A 15,596-nucleotide genomic window follows, 5' to 3' on the forward strand; every position below is an offset into this window, starting at 1 on the left:
TTCACTGCTCGGTCTCCTCGTCCGCGCTCACGGCTCGCCCACCGGATTCATTCAGCCACTCCTTGAGCTCGGTGAGCTTCTCGACGCTCAGCACGATCTCGACCAGCGGCGTGATCCGGTAGCGGTCCTCCGACTCCTCCTCGAGGAGGCCCTCCCGGGCGAGCCGCTCGACGGCCCGGCGGATCTCGCGGCGCGGGGCGGCGTCGCCGCTGGCGACGTCGAAGTAGGTGAGCACGGTCTGCTCCAGCTCGTCGGCGTCCACCCGCGCCGAGCTCTGGCCCGCGCCGCGCTCGCGCTGGAAGACGGTGCGCAGATGGACCAGCACCAGCGTCTCGGCGCGGGAGTAGGCGTCGTCCTTGAGGAGCACCGGGACGTCCAGCTCCTCCGAGCGCACCTGCCGCTTGTAAGCGATCCCGCGGTCGTGGTCGACCACGAGCCGGACGAACAGGTCGTGGAGCCGCGACTCGATCACCGCCTGGTGGTCGAGCAGGGTACGCCACTGCCGCGGGCTCCGCTCCGCGGTGATGAACCGGCGGCGCAGCAGCTGGACCAGCACCCGGCGCACGTCGGCGTCCAGGACACCGCGGTCGCCGACGAAGAGCTCGGTCGGGTCGTCCTCCATCGAGACGGGCTCGATGAAGCCCTCCGGCTCGCTTCCGTACGCCACATCCTGACTCTCAACCTCAACCTGAGGGTCAGCCTCGGTCGGTGTCACCGTCTCGCTCAACGCCCGTCCCCTTCTGCGGCCCCGTCGCCGTCTTCAGTCCCGATCATCGTGCTGAGCCTCACCCCGCCGAACGCGAACCTGCGTCGGATCCCGTCGGCCCGGACCGCCTCGATGGTGGAGATCTCCCCCGTCTCGGCCATCCCGCGACGGTGCGCGATCTCCAGCAGCCCGAGCAGGTCGACCGGTCGCCTGATCTCCTCCGGCGCGGCCGCGAACACCTCGGCCAGGTCGACCGGCCCGTCGGCTGCCGCCACATAGGCATCCAGGTGGGCCTCGATCGCCCGGTAGCCCGGCCCGCCCCAGGCCTTGGTGTCCTCGACCGCGCTCTCCACGTCGCCCCAGTCGGCCAGCGGCGCCGGCGGCTCGGGCGGACGCAGCTCGCTGACCGACTGCCGCAGGTGGCCCAGGTCGGCGAGGGGCAGCCGGCGCAGCGGCTCGATGGCCTCGGCCGGCCGCGAGGTCGGCATCCACGCCTGGAAGCCGACCATCACATCGCGCAGCAGGTCGTCGACCTGCCGGTCGCGGGCCGGGTCGTGCGTACGCACCTGGGTGGTGATCACGTGGGACGCGGTCTGCTGGGCGGCCAGCACCTCGGCGACACCGGTCTCGATCCGGCGCCCGACCGCGGCGAGCTCGGCCCGCTCGGGCGGGCCCATCGCCTTCGTGAACCGGTGCCGCAGGACAGTACGAAGGTTGGTGGCCAGGTCCTCGAGACGGCGCGGGTCGCCGATCATCCGCAGCGCACCGGCGAACGCCTTGCCCTCCGGCGTCGAGGCCATCACGTCCTTGCCGCGCTGCAGGTATTCACGCAGCACCTCGCCGGCCGGGCGGACGTCCTGGCGCAGGTCGGTCACCACGTCACGCTGCATCGCCCGGATCGACTCGACCACGCGGGCGAAGTCGGCCGGGAGCTCGCGGGTCAGGTGGAGGATGTTCTCGGCCTGCTCCAGCAAGGTGTCGTCGTCGACGGTGTCGACCACTCCGGTGCGGTCCAGACGGGCGATCTCGGCGCGACGCTCGGCGATCTCCTCGGTCAGCCGGGCCACCCGGGTGAGCACGTCGGGGTCAGCGTCCTGGGCGAGCCGCTCGACCGCCTCCAGCAGCGTCCGGACCCGCGACTCGGAGACCCGCGCCCGCGACCCGCTCGCTCGGCCGGCGATCTCCAGCGCCCCGACGGCGTGGGCCGAGAGCCGGTAGACCTCGTCCTCGCCCTCGATCTGGCGCAGCAGCCACCCGGCACGCACCCACTGGCGGCACAGGTCGCGCGCGGTGCCGACCGGAAGCATCGCCTCGCCGCCCTCGCCCTCGGCGTGGCCGGTGGCCCGCAGCCGGTCCAGCATGTCGCCGATCTCGGCGTGCGCGTCCACCACCGGGACCGCGGCCCGCTCGGAGGTGAAGGTCACCGAGAGCACCGCCACCACGAACGGGGCGAACCGGCCGTGCAGGAGGTCGAGCATCGGGTTCCTGAAGGCGGCCAGAGCCCCGGCGTACGCCGCCTCGACGCGAGTGTCACTCATCGGCAGATACCGTACGCGGCACCACCGACAAGGCCACAACCTTCGTCACACGCGCCGACATGCCGGGAATTCGGTTGCCGCCTACCGCATAGTTATCCCATGCGGGTTCGTTCCTTCCCTGTCGTGGCCGCCATGGCCTTGTTCGTGCTCTCGGGCTGCGCCGAGGTCCCCGAGTCCCCGGACTCGGCCGCCAAGGGCGAGCCGAGCGCCTCGCCCTCGGCGAAGCCGCTCACCGCCAAGATCTTCCCCGCCGACGGGGCCAAGGACGTCGCGGTGGACAGCACCGTGACCGTCACGGCGACCTCGGGCGAGTTCACGAGCGTGAAGGTCGCCAAGCCGGACGGACGCACGGTCCCCGGCTCGCTGTCGGAGGACAAGAAGACGTGGACCGCCAACGACCTCCTCGACCCGGCGCTGCGCTACACGGTCACCGCCACCGGTGAGACCGGCAAGGTCACCAGCAGCTTCACCACCCGCTCGCTCTCGCTGGCCCAGCAGACGTTCGCCACGGTCGTGCCCGTCGACAAGTCCGAGGTCGGCGTCGGGATGCCGGTCGCGGTCTACTTCGACGTACCGGTCAAGGACCACGCCTCCTTCGAGAAGCGCATGCACGTCACCTCCACCCCGGCGCAGACCGGCTCCTGGCACTGGGTCTCCGACACCGAGGCCCGCTACCGCCCGCAGCGCTACTGGAAGCCCGGCACCACGATCAAGGTCGACCTCGACATCAACGGGGCCTCCGCGGGAGGCGGCGTCTACGGCCAGCACAGCCGCACCGCCACCTACAAGGTCGGCGACGCGCACGTCTTCAGAGTCAACGCCCGCACCCACCGGATGAAGGTCTTCAGCAACGGCAAGCTGCTGCGCACGATCCCGATCACCACCGGCAAGCCCGGTTTCACCACGCGCTCCGGGATCAAGGTCATCTCCGAGAAGCACCGCGTCAAGGAGATGCGCTCGGAGACGATCGGCATCTCCGACCAGAGCTCGAGCGACTACTACTCCCTCGATGACGTCGAGTACGCCATGCGGATCAGCAACTCCGGTGAGTTCATCCACGCCGCGCCGTGGTCGACCGGATCCCAGGGCTATGCCAACGTCTCCCACGGCTGCACCGGCCTCTCCACCGCCAACGCCGCCTGGCTCTACGGCCTGGCCCGTATCGGCGACGTCGTCGAGACCACCGGCACCGACCGGAAGATGGAGTGGGACAACGGCTTCGGCGACTGGAACCTCTCCTGGGCCGAATACCAGAAGGGCTCCGCTCTCTAGGCCGAGTCGACAGCGGCAGCCAAGCCCTGCCGGCAGCCGAGCATCATCTGCCGGTGGTTCCAGGTCAGGACCGGCCGCAGCGCGACCGAGGCCAGACCGAGCAGGCCGCGTACGACGACCTCCTGCTCGAACACCATCCGGCTCCCGCTCTCCGCGGGTGTCAGGGTCCAGCGCGCGAACCCGTCCAGGTCACCGCCGAGACCGACCTCCAGCGTGGGCAGGTCGCGGCTGACCGCGTGCAGCACGATCTCCAGGTCGTAGGGCAGCACCGAGCGGCACACCAGCAGCGCGTCGTCCTCGCCGAGCTTCGCCACCGCCCGCACCTGCGGCCACCACTGCGGGTAGTGCTCGACGTCGAGCAGTACGTCGCGCACCGTCTCGGGTGACAACGGGAGCTCCCAGGTCTCGGTGAACACGTAGTGCGCGGGCATGAGCCCAGTGTGCACGGGGCCCGATCAGCCCAGGAGCGTGGCGACCGCCTCGCGGCCGAGCGCCGGCGACAGCGCGCCGAGCGCGGCCTCGGCGGCGTCCTCGCACAGCCCGGCGCTCACCGACTCGAGCCGGGCGCCGACCGCGGCGACGGCGGCAGGAGCCATCGAGAGCGAGGTGATGCCGAGGCCCACGAGCACGGGCGCGAGCAGCGGGTCGGCGGCGGCCTCGCCGCAGATCCCGACAGGCTTCCCGGCCGTACGTCCCGCCTCGGCGGTGATGGCGATGAGCTGCAGCACCGCGGACTGCCAGGGATCGGTCAGGTGGGCCAGGTCGGTGGCCAGCCGGTCGGCGGCCATGGCGTACTGGGTCAGGTCGTTGGTGCCGATGGAGAGGAAGTCGACCACCTCCAGCATCCGGTGGGCCATCAGCGCGGCCGCCGGCACCTCGACCATGACTCCGGGCTTGAGACCGCGGGCCCGGACCAGAGCGGCGAAGTCTGCGGCCTCCTGGACGGTGGCGACCATCGGCGCCATCACCCAGGTGTCGGCGCCGGTGCGCTCGGCGGCGATCGCGATGGCGTCGAGCTGACGCTCCAGCAGACCGGGGTTGTCGGCGGCGAGCCGCAGGCCGCGTACGCCCAGGGCCGGGTTCTCCTCACCTTCGTGGGTCGCGAAGGCGATCGGCTTGTCCGAGCCCGCGTCCAGGGTGCGTACGACGACGTGGCCGCGGCCGGCAAAGGGCGCGAGCACCTCGGTGTAGACGTCGGCCTGCTCGTCGACGGCGGGCTCCTCGCGGCGGTCGAGGAAGCAGAGCTCGGTGCGGAAGAGACCGACGCCCTCGACCTGGCCGGCGGCAGCGTCGCGTGCCGAGGAACCGTCGGCGACGTTGGCGAGGAGCGCCACCGGGTGGCCGTCGGCGGTGCGACCGGGACCGGTCCACGCGGCGACCGCCTGCCGGCGGGCGAGGTCGGCCTCGGCGCGGGCGGCCGCGTCCGGTCCTGGCTCGAGGTCGACGACGCCGGCCTGGCCGTCGACGAGTACGAGTGTCCCCGGGGCGATGCCGGTCGCGCCGGCCACGCCGACCAGGCAAGGGATGCCGAGCTGGCGGGCGATGATCGCGGTGTGGCTGGTGGGGCCGCCTCGCTCGGTGACGAGCGCGACCACCCGGGCCGGGTCGAGAGCGGCGGTGTCGGAGGGCGCCAGGTCGGCGGCCACCAGCACGCTCGTGCCCTCGGGCACGTCCACACCGGGCTCGGGCTCACCGGCGAGATGGGCCAGGACCCGGCGCTCGATGTCGCGCAGGTCGGTGACCCGCTCGGCCATCAGACCGCCCATCCCGCTGAACAGCGTCGCGAACTGCTCGACCGCCGCCCCGACGGAGGCGACCAAGCCCTCCCCCGCACGCACGTGCTTCTCCACGGCGACGCGCAGGCCCTTGTCGCGGGCCAGGCCGGCGCTCGCGCTCAGCACCGAGGCGGCGGCTCCCGAAGCGGCCTCGGCGCGGCGTGCGTAGCCGTCGGCGACGGCGGTGGCGGCGCTCTCGTAGGCCGCGAGGGCGTCCTCCGGGTGCTCGAACCCGCGCCGCTCGAAGGCGGCCAACGCACGTGGGTCGACCTCGGTCCGCACCACGTGGACGGGCGCCAGCACGATCCCCGGGACCACCGGAGTGCCGGAGAGGACAGATGAGTGAGACGTGACCATGGCCACAAATATCTGTCCTGACCCCTTGACGAGTCAACACATTCGGGCATAAAACAACATATGTGGGCATTCACAAGCCCGAAATCCACTCGAAACCACACCGATTCTGAAGGAGGCCGCGATGTACGCCGAGGAGCGACAGATCGCGACGGCCCGTCTCGTCGCCGAGCGCGGGCGGATGTCCGTGGCCGACATCGCCGAGCGATTCGACGTCACCACCGAGACCGTGCGCCGGGACCTCTCCACCCTGGAGCGTCGCGGCCTGGTCCGCCGCGTGCACGGCGGAGCGGTGCCGGTGGAGACCATGGCCGTGCTCGAGTCCGCGCTCGGCGAGCGGGAGCAGACCTTCACCGCGCAGAAGGACCGCATCGCCCAGGCAGCCCTCGACCTCCTTCCCACCGCCGGCGGCACCATCGCCATCGACGCCGGGACGACCACCAGCAGGTTCGCCCGCGCCCTCCCCCGTGACCACCAGCTCACCGTGGTGACCCACGCCGTCCCGGTCGCCGCGATGCTGGCCGGCAGCGCCCAGATCGAGCTCCACCTGCTGCCCGGCCGCGTCCGTCCGGCCACCCAGGCGGCCGTCGGCGCCGAGACCGTGGACGCGCTGAGCCGGCTGCGGGTCGACGTCTGCTTCGTGGCGACCAACGGGCTGACGTTGGCCCACGGCCTCTCCACGCCCGACCACGAGGAGGCCGCGACCAAGCGAGCGCTGGTCAACACCGCCCGCCGGGTCGTGTGCCTGACGGACTCCAGCAAGATCGGCGTCGAGACCACCCTGCGCTTCGCCGCACTGGGCAACGTCGACGTGCTCGTCACCGACAGCGACATCGACGACGACGTCGCCGACGAGCTGCGCGAGAGCGGCCTCGAGGTGCGGATCGCATGATCGTCACGCTGACCGCCAACCCGAGCATCGACCACACCGTGATGCTCACCAGCCCGCTGCGCCGCGGGGAAGTGCTGCGCGCCGCGGCGACCAGCTCCCAGCCGGGCGGCAAGGGCGTGAACATCTCCGGCGCTGCGTACGCCGCGGGAGTGCCGACGCGCGCCGTGCTGCCGTGCCCGGACCTCGACCCGATGGTCACCGAGCTGCGGGCCTCCGGGCTCGACGTGGTCACCGTCGGACCGGCGGGCCGACCGCGGATCAACACCACCGTCACCGAGCCCGACGGGACGACCACGAAGCTCAACGGGCCGGGCACCACCGCGACGCCCGCGCTGCTCGACGCCCTGGCGGCCCGCCTCGTCCAGGAGGCCGAGCACGCGACCTGGGTCGTCCTGGCCGGCTCGCTGCCGCCCGGGGCCCGGGCCGGTTGGTACGCCGAGGTCGTGAAGGCGCTCAGGTCCACCGGCGCCCGCATCGCCGTCGACACCAGCGAGGCCCCCTTGGAGGCGCTCGCCGCCGGGCTTCCGTCCGGCGCCCCCGACCTGCTCAAGCCCAATGCCGAGGAGCTGGCCTCGATCACCGGCGCCGACGCAGCCGGCCTCGACGACCCGGTCGCCGCCGTGGCTGCAGCCCGGACCCTGGTCGAGCGCGGGGTCACCGCCGTGCTCGCGACCCTCGGCGGAAACGGCGCCGTCCTCGTGACCGAGGAAGGTACGTGGCACGCCACCCCGCCGCCCACCGACGTCGTCAGCACGGTCGGTGCCGGCGACAGCTCCCTGTTCGGCTATCTCCTCGCCGACCTGCGCGGACTCACCGCGCCTGAACGTCTCGGGCTCGCCGTCGCGTACGGCAGTGCAGCCGCCGGTCTTCCCGGCACCACCCTCCCCACCCCACCCCAGGTCCACGCCGACCTCGTATCGGTACGCGACCTCGACCCCATCACCGGAGGACTCTGATGTCCGCACTCATCGCCCCCGAGCTCGTCGCCCTCGACGCCGACCTCGGCACCGACAAGCACGAAGTCATCCGTGCCCTGGCCCAGCGCGTGGCCGACTCCGGCCGGGCCACCGACCTCGAGGCACTGGTCGCCGACGCGCTGGCCCGCGAGGAGGTCTCCGCCACCGGCCTGCCCGGTGGCCTGGCGATCCCCCACTGCCGTACGTCCGGGGTCGACGAGCCCGTGGTGGCCTTCGCCCGGCTCTCGCCTCCGGTCGACTTCGGCGCGAAGGACGGCCCGGCCGACCTGGCGTTCCTCATCGGAGCGCCCGCGGGCGGCGACGCCACCCACCTGACCATCCTCACCAAGCTCGCCCGAGCCCTGGCCCGTCCCGAGTTCGGCCGGAAGCTGCGCGAGACCGACTCCGCCGAGGAAGCTGCCCGGACCATCCTCGACGCGGTCAGCGACGAACCTGCCGCCGCCAAGAGTCCGGCCCCGACTGAGGACGCGGCGCCGTCGAAGAAGCGTTCGCTCGTCGCGGTGACCGCCTGCCCGACCGGCATCGCGCACACCTACATGGCGGCCGAGGCGCTCCAGGCCGCCGCCGCGCGGGCAGGGGTCGATATCGCGGTCGAGACCCAGGGCTCCGCGGGGGCGACCCCGCTGCCCGCCGAGACGATCACCAACGCCGACGCAGCCATCTTCGCCGTCGACGTCGGCGTCCGCGACCGCGCCCGGTTCGCCGGCAAGCCGCTGGTCTCCTCCGGCGTGAAGCGTCCGATCGACGACGCCGACGCGATGATCGCCGAGGCGCTCGCCGCCGCCGAGAACCCGAACGCCGCCCGCGTCGAATCCGGCAGGGGCGACTCCTCCGAGTCGAGCACGGCCGCCTCGGAGAGCTGGGGCGGCCGGACCCGCCGGATCCTGATGACGGGTGTCTCCTACATGATCCCGTTCGTCGCCGCCGGCGGCCTGCTGATCGCGCTGAGCTTCCTGCTCGGCGGCTACGACATCACCGACGTCTACGGCGCGGTCATGGTCGACAACACGCTCACGAACCTCCCCGACGTACAGGCCCTCGGTCTCGAGCACGCCCTCTTCGACAGCGGTCTCGCCGTCTACCTCGGCGCGCTCTTCTTCGTCATCGGCAAGACGGCGTTCATGCTGTTCATCCCGGCGCTCGCCGGCTACATCGCGTACGCCATCGCCGACCGCCCCGGTATCGCCCCCGGCTTCATCATGGGTGCCCTGGCCGCGAACCTGTTCGGTGTCGCCAACGCCGACGGCGTGGCAGCGCCGGCGACCGGCTTCCTCGGCGCGATCGCGGGCGGTGTGCTCGCCGGCGTGATCGCCCACTGGGTCAGCGGCTGGCGGGTACCGAGCTGGGCACGTGGCCTGATGCCCGTGCTGGTGATCCCGCTGGTGACCTCGATCCTGGCCGGTCTGGTGATGATCGTGGTGCTCGGCAAGCCGATCAACTGGCTGATGGAGCGGCTCACCGACGGTCTCGCCGCCTTGGACGGCAGCAGCGCCGTCGCCCTCGGTGCGGTGCTCGGCCTGATGATGGCCTTCGACATGGGCGGCCCGCTCAACAAGGTCGCCTACAGCTTCGCCGCGACCGGCGTCGGCGCCGCCTCGCTGGCCGCGAACGCCCCCGAGCTGCGGATCATGGCCGCGGTCATGCTCAGCGGCATGGTGCCGCCGATCGCGCTGGCGCTGGCCACCGTCGTACGTCCCCAGCTCTTCACCACCGCCGAGCACGAGAACGGCAAGGCCGGCTGGCTGCTCGGTGCCTCGTTCATCACCGAGGGCGCCATTCCGTTCGCCGCGGGCGACCCGATGCGCGTCATCCCGGCGATCATGGTCGGCAGCGCCGTGACCGGCGGCCTCTCCCAGCTCTTCGAGGTCGGCGTCCGCGCCCCGCACGGCGGCATCTTCGTCCTCTTCGCCGTCACCAACGTGCTCGGCTACCTGATCGCGCTGGCCGCCGGTGTGGTCGTCGGCGCCGCCACCGTGATCGCCCTCAAGTCCGTCGGCCGCGCCCCGGTCCCGGCCGCCGCCGCCAGCTGACGCAGCACATCCCATCAACCGAAGGAGCATCATGCCCACCCAGACCGTCACCGTCGGCTCGGCCGTCGGCCTCCACGCCCGCCCCGCCGCGATCATCTCGGAGAAGGTCGAGGAGCTCGGTGCCGAGATCACCCTGGCCGTCCCCGGCGGCGAGCCGGTCGACGCGGCCTCCTCCCTGCTGATCATGACCCTCGGCGCCGCCAACGGCGACAAGGTCGAGGTCACCGGTCCCGACCAGGCCGCCGTCGACACCATCGCGGCGCTCGTCGCGCAGGATCTCGACGCCTGAGCGAGGCGTCACCCCGGGCGGGTTTGCCGGCCTGCGGCACTGATCACGGCAACCGGCCGCACACACGGTGTGGCGACGGTACGTTGGTCGGGTGGTCGATCCGCCTTGGGACCTACTGCTGACCGTGGCCTTCGTGCTCACCGGCACCTCGGGAATCTGGACCCTCGTGGTCTGTCCCGGGTCCGGTGGGCAGACCGTTCTGCACGTCAACCACACCGTGATGAGCGCCGCGATGATCCTGATGATCTGGGTGATCCTCTGGGACGCGGCCGTCTGGGCTCAGGTCGCGCTGTTCGGGATCCTGACGGTGGTGCTGCTGCCCGCCCTGCACCGCACGAGCGGGCGGGCGCGGCGCGCGGACATCGTCGGACATCTTGCGCTCAACGCGGCGATGATCTGGATGCTCGCCGCGATGCCGCTGCTCATGAGCGACGCCCATGGCGCGGGCACCCACACCTCAGGGCACGCCGGCCACAGCGGCGCCACGGCGGTGCTGCCGCCGGCTACAGCCGCCGCTGCGCCGGGCTGGGCGATCCTGGTCAACTCGCTGTTCGTCGCGGCGTGCGCGGCCGGGGTGATCTGGTGGCTGCTGCGCGCGGCCGCCATACGCGAGCACCGTCTCCCGGCCCTCGGTCACGGGCTCATGGCCACCGGGATGGGCACGATGCTCCTCCTCATGCCGGCGTGAGGCCGGGACCTCACACCCCGGCGAGCGGCCGCCCGCTGTCTCGCCAGGCGAGGACACCACCCTCGAGGTTGTACGCCCGGCACCCGGTCGTGGCGGCCCGCGCCGCGAACCGCGCCGACCGCTCCCCCGTCGGGCACACGAACACCACTCGGGAGGCCTCCGAGAACGGCGTCCCCGCCTCCATGATCTGCTCGAGCAGGTCGTCGCGGAGGTTGATCGCGCCGGGGAGATGGCCCGCCTGGAACGCCAGGGCGGTGCGTACGTCCACCACGACGACGTGCTCTCCGTCCGCGATCCACGCCTCCATCGCCTCGGCGGTGACCGAGGGCGCGGGATCGGAGGTCGTCGGGGCGGCTGCTCCGAAGAGGTCGGGGCGGCGGTGGCGGTAGTAGGAGAGGTACGGCTCCATCCGGTCGCACGCGATGACGACCGCCGTGACCGGGCCGCCAGGCCCGGACAGGAGCCGTTCCCGTGCCGCGGCATAGGCCGCCCCGGTGGTGGGGCCGGCAAGCACCCCGTGCCGGGTGGCGAGCTCAAGGCTCGCCGAGATCGCGTCGGCCGAGTCGACGGCGGCGATCGCGTCGTAGAAGTCGGGTTCGAAGAGCCCGACCTCCCACATCTCCGCCGCCGACCGGATGCCGGGGATGAAGTCGCCCTCGGCGGCCACGACACCGACGACCGCGGTCTGCGGGTTCTGCTCGCGCAGGTAGGTCGCCGCCCCTCGGGTCGACCCGGTGGTGCCGAGCCCGCCCACGAGCAGGTCGACCGGGCCGGCGTCGCGGAAGATCTCGCGCCCGGTCTGCTCGTAGTGGGCACGCAGGTTGTCCTCGTTGGTGTACTGCGAGGTGTGGTGGTAGCGCCCGGGCTCGCCCTCCATGAGGTCGCCGATCACGCTGAAGACATCGTTGGGGGCGGTCGGGTCCGGGCACTCCGAAAGGCCGGGCATCTCCGTCACCTCGGCGCCGAGCAGCGAGAGCATCTCGCGGACCTCGCGCACCCGGACCCGGTTGGTGAAGGCACGGAACCGGACCCCGTGCATCGAGGTGATGATCTGGAGCGCCTTCGCGGTGTTGCCGCTCGAGGCTTCCACGACGACCCGGTCCTCGTCGGCGATCGCGCCGATGTGGTCGCGCAGCAGCCCCCACGCGACCCGGTCCTTCACGGAGCCGAACGGGTTGGCCGACTCCAGCTTCAGGAAGATCTCGGCTCCGGGCACGCCGTGGGCGGCCGGATCGAGCCGCAGCAGCGGGGTGTCGCCGATCATGTCGAGCACGCTGTCGTAACGCATGGTCAGCTCCCGTGGTGGTCGTCGAACGTGTCGGCGGGCGTCTCGGCGGTGAAGGTGAACCGGCCCCCGTCCAGGACGGCGGCGACCTTGGGCGGCGGCGGATGCCCGGCGGCGGCCGACGCCGACAGGTCCATCTGATAGGCGGCGGTGTTCACGAACGCGAGTACGTCGCCGCTGTCCGGCTCGGCGTCGAGGAACACCTTTCGCCGGCTGATCAGGTCCGACTCCAGGCAGAGCCGTCCGGCCAGGAACACTCCCTTCTCCGGCGGATCGCCACGCCCGTCGACCACGACCGGGTCGACCAGGACCTCCTGGTCGGCCGGGGTGACCTGGTTGCGGGACAGGTCGAGCACGACCAGGTCCCGCCCCGCCGCGCGTTTGCGGTAGAGCACCGAGGCCAGGGTGATCCCGGCGTGGTCGACGAGAGCCTTGCCCGGTTCGATCCACAGGGTGAGCATGCACTCGCGCAGGACCTCGGCGACCGGTCGCCGCTCGATCTCGGCGGTCAGGAACCTCTCCAGCACCTCGGTGGCAGGGCGGTGGTTGCCGTACTTGTGCGCGGCCGGCGCCACCACGTCATGACCGGGCCAGACCAGCTCCCCCGGCCCCGCGGCAAGCGCCTGCGCGTATCGCTGGAAGGGCTCCGGATCCTCGACGAACCGCTGGCGGAGCCCGCCGCCGATGTCGACCACCGACGGCCGCAGACCCTTGCGGTACGCAGCGGCCACGACTGCCATCGACTCGGTCAGCGCGTCCACCCGGGCGGCCGGGTCGGCGGTGTCGAGGTGGAACGCCACACCGCGCAGCTCGAGGCCGGGCGCGCGGCGTACGGTCTCGAGGGCAGCGTCGGCGTCGGCGAGGTCGATGCCGAACCGCGAGTGCGGCACCATCGGCGAGGCGAAGCCGGAGAGCCGCAGCAGGACCTGGACGTTGCTGCCCGAGGGCTGGCCCGAGGGCGCCGCGGCGGCGAGCCGGTCGAGCTCCCAGAGGTCGTCGGCGTTCGCTGTGACGCCGAGCGAGGCGATCCGCTCGACGAACGCCGGCGACTTCGGTCCGGTGGCCTCGATCCGGTGCGGCGCGAACCCCGCCGCCAGGGCCCGGTCGAGCTCGGCCGAGGATGCCACGTCCACGCCGAGGCCGGCCGCGGCCGCCTCGGCGACCAGCGCGGTCGAGGCGTTCACCTTGTGGGCGTAGAAGACCTCGTGCGGGACCGCGTGGCGCCGCAGGACGTGCGTCAGCGCCGCCGCGTTCTCGGCCATCACCTGGGGGAAGACGACGTGCAGCGGGGAGCCGAACCGTTCGATCGCCTCCTCCACGGCGGCACCGTCGGCGAGGAACCGGTCGGCGATCGGGTGCCGCGCGGCCGGGAGCGGGTAGCGAGCACTCACCCGTCGGCCACCGTGTAGCCGCAGTCGCGCAGGTCGGCGAAGACCCGGTCGCGCTGGTCGGCGTCGGTGAACCTGGCGCGCACCCGCTTGCCGTGCAGGTCCACCTCGATCAGCTCGGCCGCCTGGGCGTCGAAGACCGCGGTGATCGTCACCCGGCAGTGCCGGCACGTCATGTCCGGCACCCCGAACTCCTGCTCCCCCGCGGCGAACCGGGCGTCTCCGTCGGCACGCGCGGGGGCCTCGGAGATCCGCACCGACCCGATCGCGGACCGGAAGGCGCCGGTCAGCGCGTCGGCGACCGCGGCGAGCGGCTGGACCCGTGCGCCGTCGATCTGATGGGCTCGCTGCCCGAGGCAGACCGGGCGTTCCTCGACCGGCAGCAAGGCGTACTGTCGCGAGATCTGGTCGAGCTCGACGTGGTAGCGCTGGATCGCGGCGCGCAGGCCCAGGCCCTCCTCGCGGGCCTGGTCCATCACCTCGTGCGCGTCGGCGATGGTGCGGCGCTTCATCTCGGCGAGCAGCGCGACGGACTCGGCGGTGTAGCGGAGGCGGCCGCCGGAGCGCTCCAGCCGTGCCGGGATCATGCCGCGGCGGTAGGTGGAGGCCTGCAGCTCCCAGAACCAGGTCGAGGCCACCGTGCCGTACAGGCCCGAGGCGTGCATCTCCTCGGCGAACTCGACGGGGTCGTCGATGTCGACCTGGCCGGCGAGCATGCCGTGCTGGACGAGGGCGCGGCCAGCCGCCTCGGCGCCGACGCGGAAGATCTCGCCGGGCTCCTGGTCGGTGGTGGTGTCGGCGAGGACGTCGAGCTCGTCGTCGCCGAGGGCGTCCGACCGCGCGGTGACGGCCTCGGCGGCGGCGATCGCGTCACCCACGGCGATCACCGCCTCCCGGGCCGCGATCGGCAGGATCGGCCCCAGCGGCCCCGGCCCGATGTGGCCGCTGTTGGCGATCCCGCGGGAGTCTCGCCAGGTGACGCGGTGGGTGGCGGTGACGACCTGGTCGGGCCGGCACGGGCGCATGAAGGACTCCAGGTAGCGCCGCTGTCCCGTCGTGAGCACTCCCCCGGGTTCGGGGCGGAGCTCTTCGACGCGGTACTCCACCGAGGCCGGCGGGGTCGCCGGCGCGGGCCCGGTCAGGAAGTCGGCACCGGCGACCTCGGCCAGGATGCGGGCGGCGGCGGCGCGGTCGTATCGGATGCCTTCGCTCTGCACGTGTCAGGTCCTTTCGGCAGCGGCCGTGAGGCCCTGCAGGAGTCGGTCGACGTCGTTCTCGTCGTTGTAGAGGTGGAAGCTCGCCCGGACGGCGTCGTCCCGCGGGCCGTCGAGACAGTGGTCGCCCGCGCGTACGTAGATGCCGCGGCGTTCGAGCGCGAAGGCGACGTCGGGACCGGCCTGACCGTCGAGGGCGAACGCGACGATGCCGCTGTGCGGGCGGCCCGCATCGACCGGCGGTCCGAGCAGGGTGACGCCTCCGATCCGGGTGGCGCCGTCCGCGAACCGCGCGGCGAGACCGGCGAGGTGGCCCCCGACGGCGTCGAGGCCGATGCCGTCGATGAACGTGGCGGCGCCGGCCAGCGCCGCCGCGCCGGCGCCGTCGAGGCTGCCCTCCTCGGCGGCGTCGGTGAGCGGCGAGACGTGCCGGGCGGGACCGCTCCGCCCGGCCGCCCGGTCGACGACGATCCGGTGATGCTGACCCCGGCGTACGTAGACCGCGCCGGTTCCGGGAGGGCCGAACATCTTGTGGCCCGAGACGACGGCCACCTCGGCACGGGACTCGGCCAGGCGCAGGGGCAGCCGTCCGGCGCTCTGGGAGCAGTCCAGGCAGAGCGTCGCGGACGGTGGGATCGGGAGCGCCTCGAGGTCGGTCCGGGTGCCGTGGAGGTTGTGGACGTCGGTGGCGACGACGATTCTGGTGCGGTCGCTCGCGGCTCGGGCGAAGTCGTCGAGGTGGATCCGTCCGAGGCGGTCGCGGCGGTACGCCACCGCCCGGACTCCCTGCGGACGCATCCGTTCCGCGAGCCTGAGCCAGGGTCGCACCGTCGAGAGGTGGTCGCCGGGGCAGTAGAGGATGTCGCCGCCGTCCGCGAGGACGGTGGCTCCCCATCGGTCGGTCAGGAACGCCATCGCGCCGGTCGCACCGCGGGTGAAGGCCACCTCGTCGGGGGCCGACGCGCCGAGGAACGCCGCGACGGCGGCGCGCGCCTCCTCGAAGCGGCGCAGGGCGTCGCGCGCCCACGGATGTCCGCCCCGGCCGGGGTTGCCGGCGGGTCCGCGCAGCTCGGCGGTGAGCTGTGCGATGACCGGTTCGGGACAGGGGGTGCCGGAGGCGGCGTCGAGGTAGACGAGATCAGGTTCGGCGGTGAGGGCCGGAAAGTGCCGACGGGAGCCGAGCACGAA

The 15,596-nt window shown here is 72.6% G+C and carries 14 protein-coding genes; 6 read left to right on the forward strand and 8 right to left on the reverse strand.

Features of this window, described 5'->3' with window-relative positions:
* Position 1: 1 nt before the first annotated feature.
* Positions 2–667, reverse strand: a complete 666-nt coding sequence (locus tag OG984_RS06925; RefSeq protein WP_328530862.1) for a DUF4194 domain-containing protein — start codon at positions 665–667, stop codon at positions 2–4.
* Between the two features lie 56 nt (positions 668–723).
* On the reverse strand, positions 724–2,244 hold the full coding sequence (locus OG984_RS06930; protein WP_328530863.1) for a DUF3375 domain-containing protein: 1,521 nt from the start codon (positions 2,242–2,244) through the stop codon (positions 724–726).
* 99 nt (positions 2,245–2,343) lie between these two features.
* On the opposite strand from OG984_RS06930, the gene OG984_RS06935 reads away from it, so the two are divergent.
* Complete coding sequence (locus tag OG984_RS06935) at positions 2,344–3,516, forward strand: L,D-transpeptidase (RefSeq protein WP_328530864.1); 1,173 nt, start codon at positions 2,344–2,346, stop codon at positions 3,514–3,516.
* Here the strand turns inward: OG984_RS06935 and OG984_RS06940 are convergent.
* Together OG984_RS06940 and OG984_RS06945 are read right to left on the reverse strand one after the other, a co-directional pair.
* Positions 3,513–3,947 (reverse strand): SRPBCC family protein, encoded by a 435-nt coding sequence (locus tag OG984_RS06940; RefSeq protein ID WP_328530865.1) that lies wholly within the window; start codon positions 3,945–3,947, stop codon positions 3,513–3,515. The genes OG984_RS06935 and OG984_RS06940 overlap by 4 nt on opposite strands.
* Before the next feature lie 24 nt (positions 3,948–3,971).
* Positions 3,972–5,648 carry a putative PEP-binding protein gene (locus tag OG984_RS06945; protein WP_328530866.1) on the reverse strand — a complete coding sequence of 559 codons (1,677 nt, stop codon included), beginning with the start codon at positions 5,646–5,648 and terminating at the stop codon, positions 3,972–3,974.
* A 121-nt stretch (positions 5,649–5,769) separates the two neighbouring features.
* Here OG984_RS06945 and OG984_RS06950 point away from each other — a divergent pair, with 121 nt between their 5' ends.
* The 5 genes from OG984_RS06950 (at position 5,770) to OG984_RS06970 (ending at position 10,521) form a co-directional block, all read left to right on the forward strand.
* On the forward strand, positions 5,770–6,537 hold the full coding sequence (locus OG984_RS06950; RefSeq protein WP_328530867.1) for a DeoR/GlpR family DNA-binding transcription regulator: 768 nt from the start codon (positions 5,770–5,772) through the stop codon (positions 6,535–6,537).
* Complete coding sequence (locus OG984_RS06955; protein ID WP_328530868.1) at positions 6,534–7,493, forward strand: 1-phosphofructokinase family hexose kinase; 960 nt, start codon at positions 6,534–6,536, stop codon at positions 7,491–7,493. Before OG984_RS06950 ends, OG984_RS06955 begins: the two co-directional genes overlap by 4 nt.
* Positions 7,490–9,544: a PTS fructose transporter subunit IIABC gene (locus tag OG984_RS06960; protein WP_328532330.1), complete on the forward strand. Its 2,055-nt coding sequence runs from the start codon at positions 7,490–7,492 to the stop codon at positions 9,542–9,544. The genes OG984_RS06955 and OG984_RS06960 overlap by 4 nt, the downstream gene beginning before the upstream one ends.
* A 31-nt stretch (positions 9,545–9,575) precedes the next feature.
* Positions 9,576–9,833 carry an HPr family phosphocarrier protein gene (locus OG984_RS06965; RefSeq protein ID WP_008359516.1) on the forward strand — a complete coding sequence of 86 codons (258 nt, stop codon included), beginning with the start codon at positions 9,576–9,578 and terminating at the stop codon, positions 9,831–9,833.
* A 91-nt stretch (positions 9,834–9,924) separates the two neighbouring features.
* On the forward strand, positions 9,925–10,521 hold the full coding sequence (locus OG984_RS06970; RefSeq protein WP_328530869.1) for a DUF5134 domain-containing protein: 597 nt from the start codon (positions 9,925–9,927) through the stop codon (positions 10,519–10,521).
* A 10-nt stretch (positions 10,522–10,531) separates the two neighbouring features.
* Here OG984_RS06970 and OG984_RS06975 read toward each other — a convergent pair whose 3' ends face one another.
* Genes OG984_RS06975 through OG984_RS06990 form a run of 4 tightly spaced genes read right to left on the reverse strand, consistent with a single transcriptional unit; the run spans position 10,532 to position 15,593 of the window.
* Positions 10,532–11,809, reverse strand: coding sequence for a pyridoxal-phosphate dependent enzyme (locus tag OG984_RS06975; protein ID WP_328530870.1), 1,278 nt, complete (start codon positions 11,807–11,809; stop codon positions 10,532–10,534).
* 2 nt (positions 11,810–11,811) lie between these two features.
* Complete coding sequence (locus OG984_RS06980) at positions 11,812–13,197, reverse strand: alanine racemase (protein WP_328530871.1); 1,386 nt, start codon at positions 13,195–13,197, stop codon at positions 11,812–11,814.
* Positions 13,194–14,411, reverse strand: a complete 1,218-nt coding sequence (locus OG984_RS06985) for a copper chaperone (protein WP_328530872.1) — start codon at positions 14,409–14,411, stop codon at positions 13,194–13,196. Before OG984_RS06985 ends, OG984_RS06980 begins: the two co-directional genes overlap by 4 nt.
* Before the next feature lie 3 nt (positions 14,412–14,414).
* Entirely contained in the window at positions 14,415–15,593 is a 1,179-nt protein-coding gene (locus tag OG984_RS06990) for an aminotransferase class V-fold PLP-dependent enzyme (RefSeq protein ID WP_328530873.1), read from the reverse strand.
* Positions 15,594–15,596: the final 3 nt, after the last annotated feature.

The organism is Nocardioides sp. NBC_00368, assembly GCF_036090055.1.
Lineage (GTDB): Bacteria > Actinomycetota > Actinomycetes > Propionibacteriales > Nocardioidaceae > Nocardioides.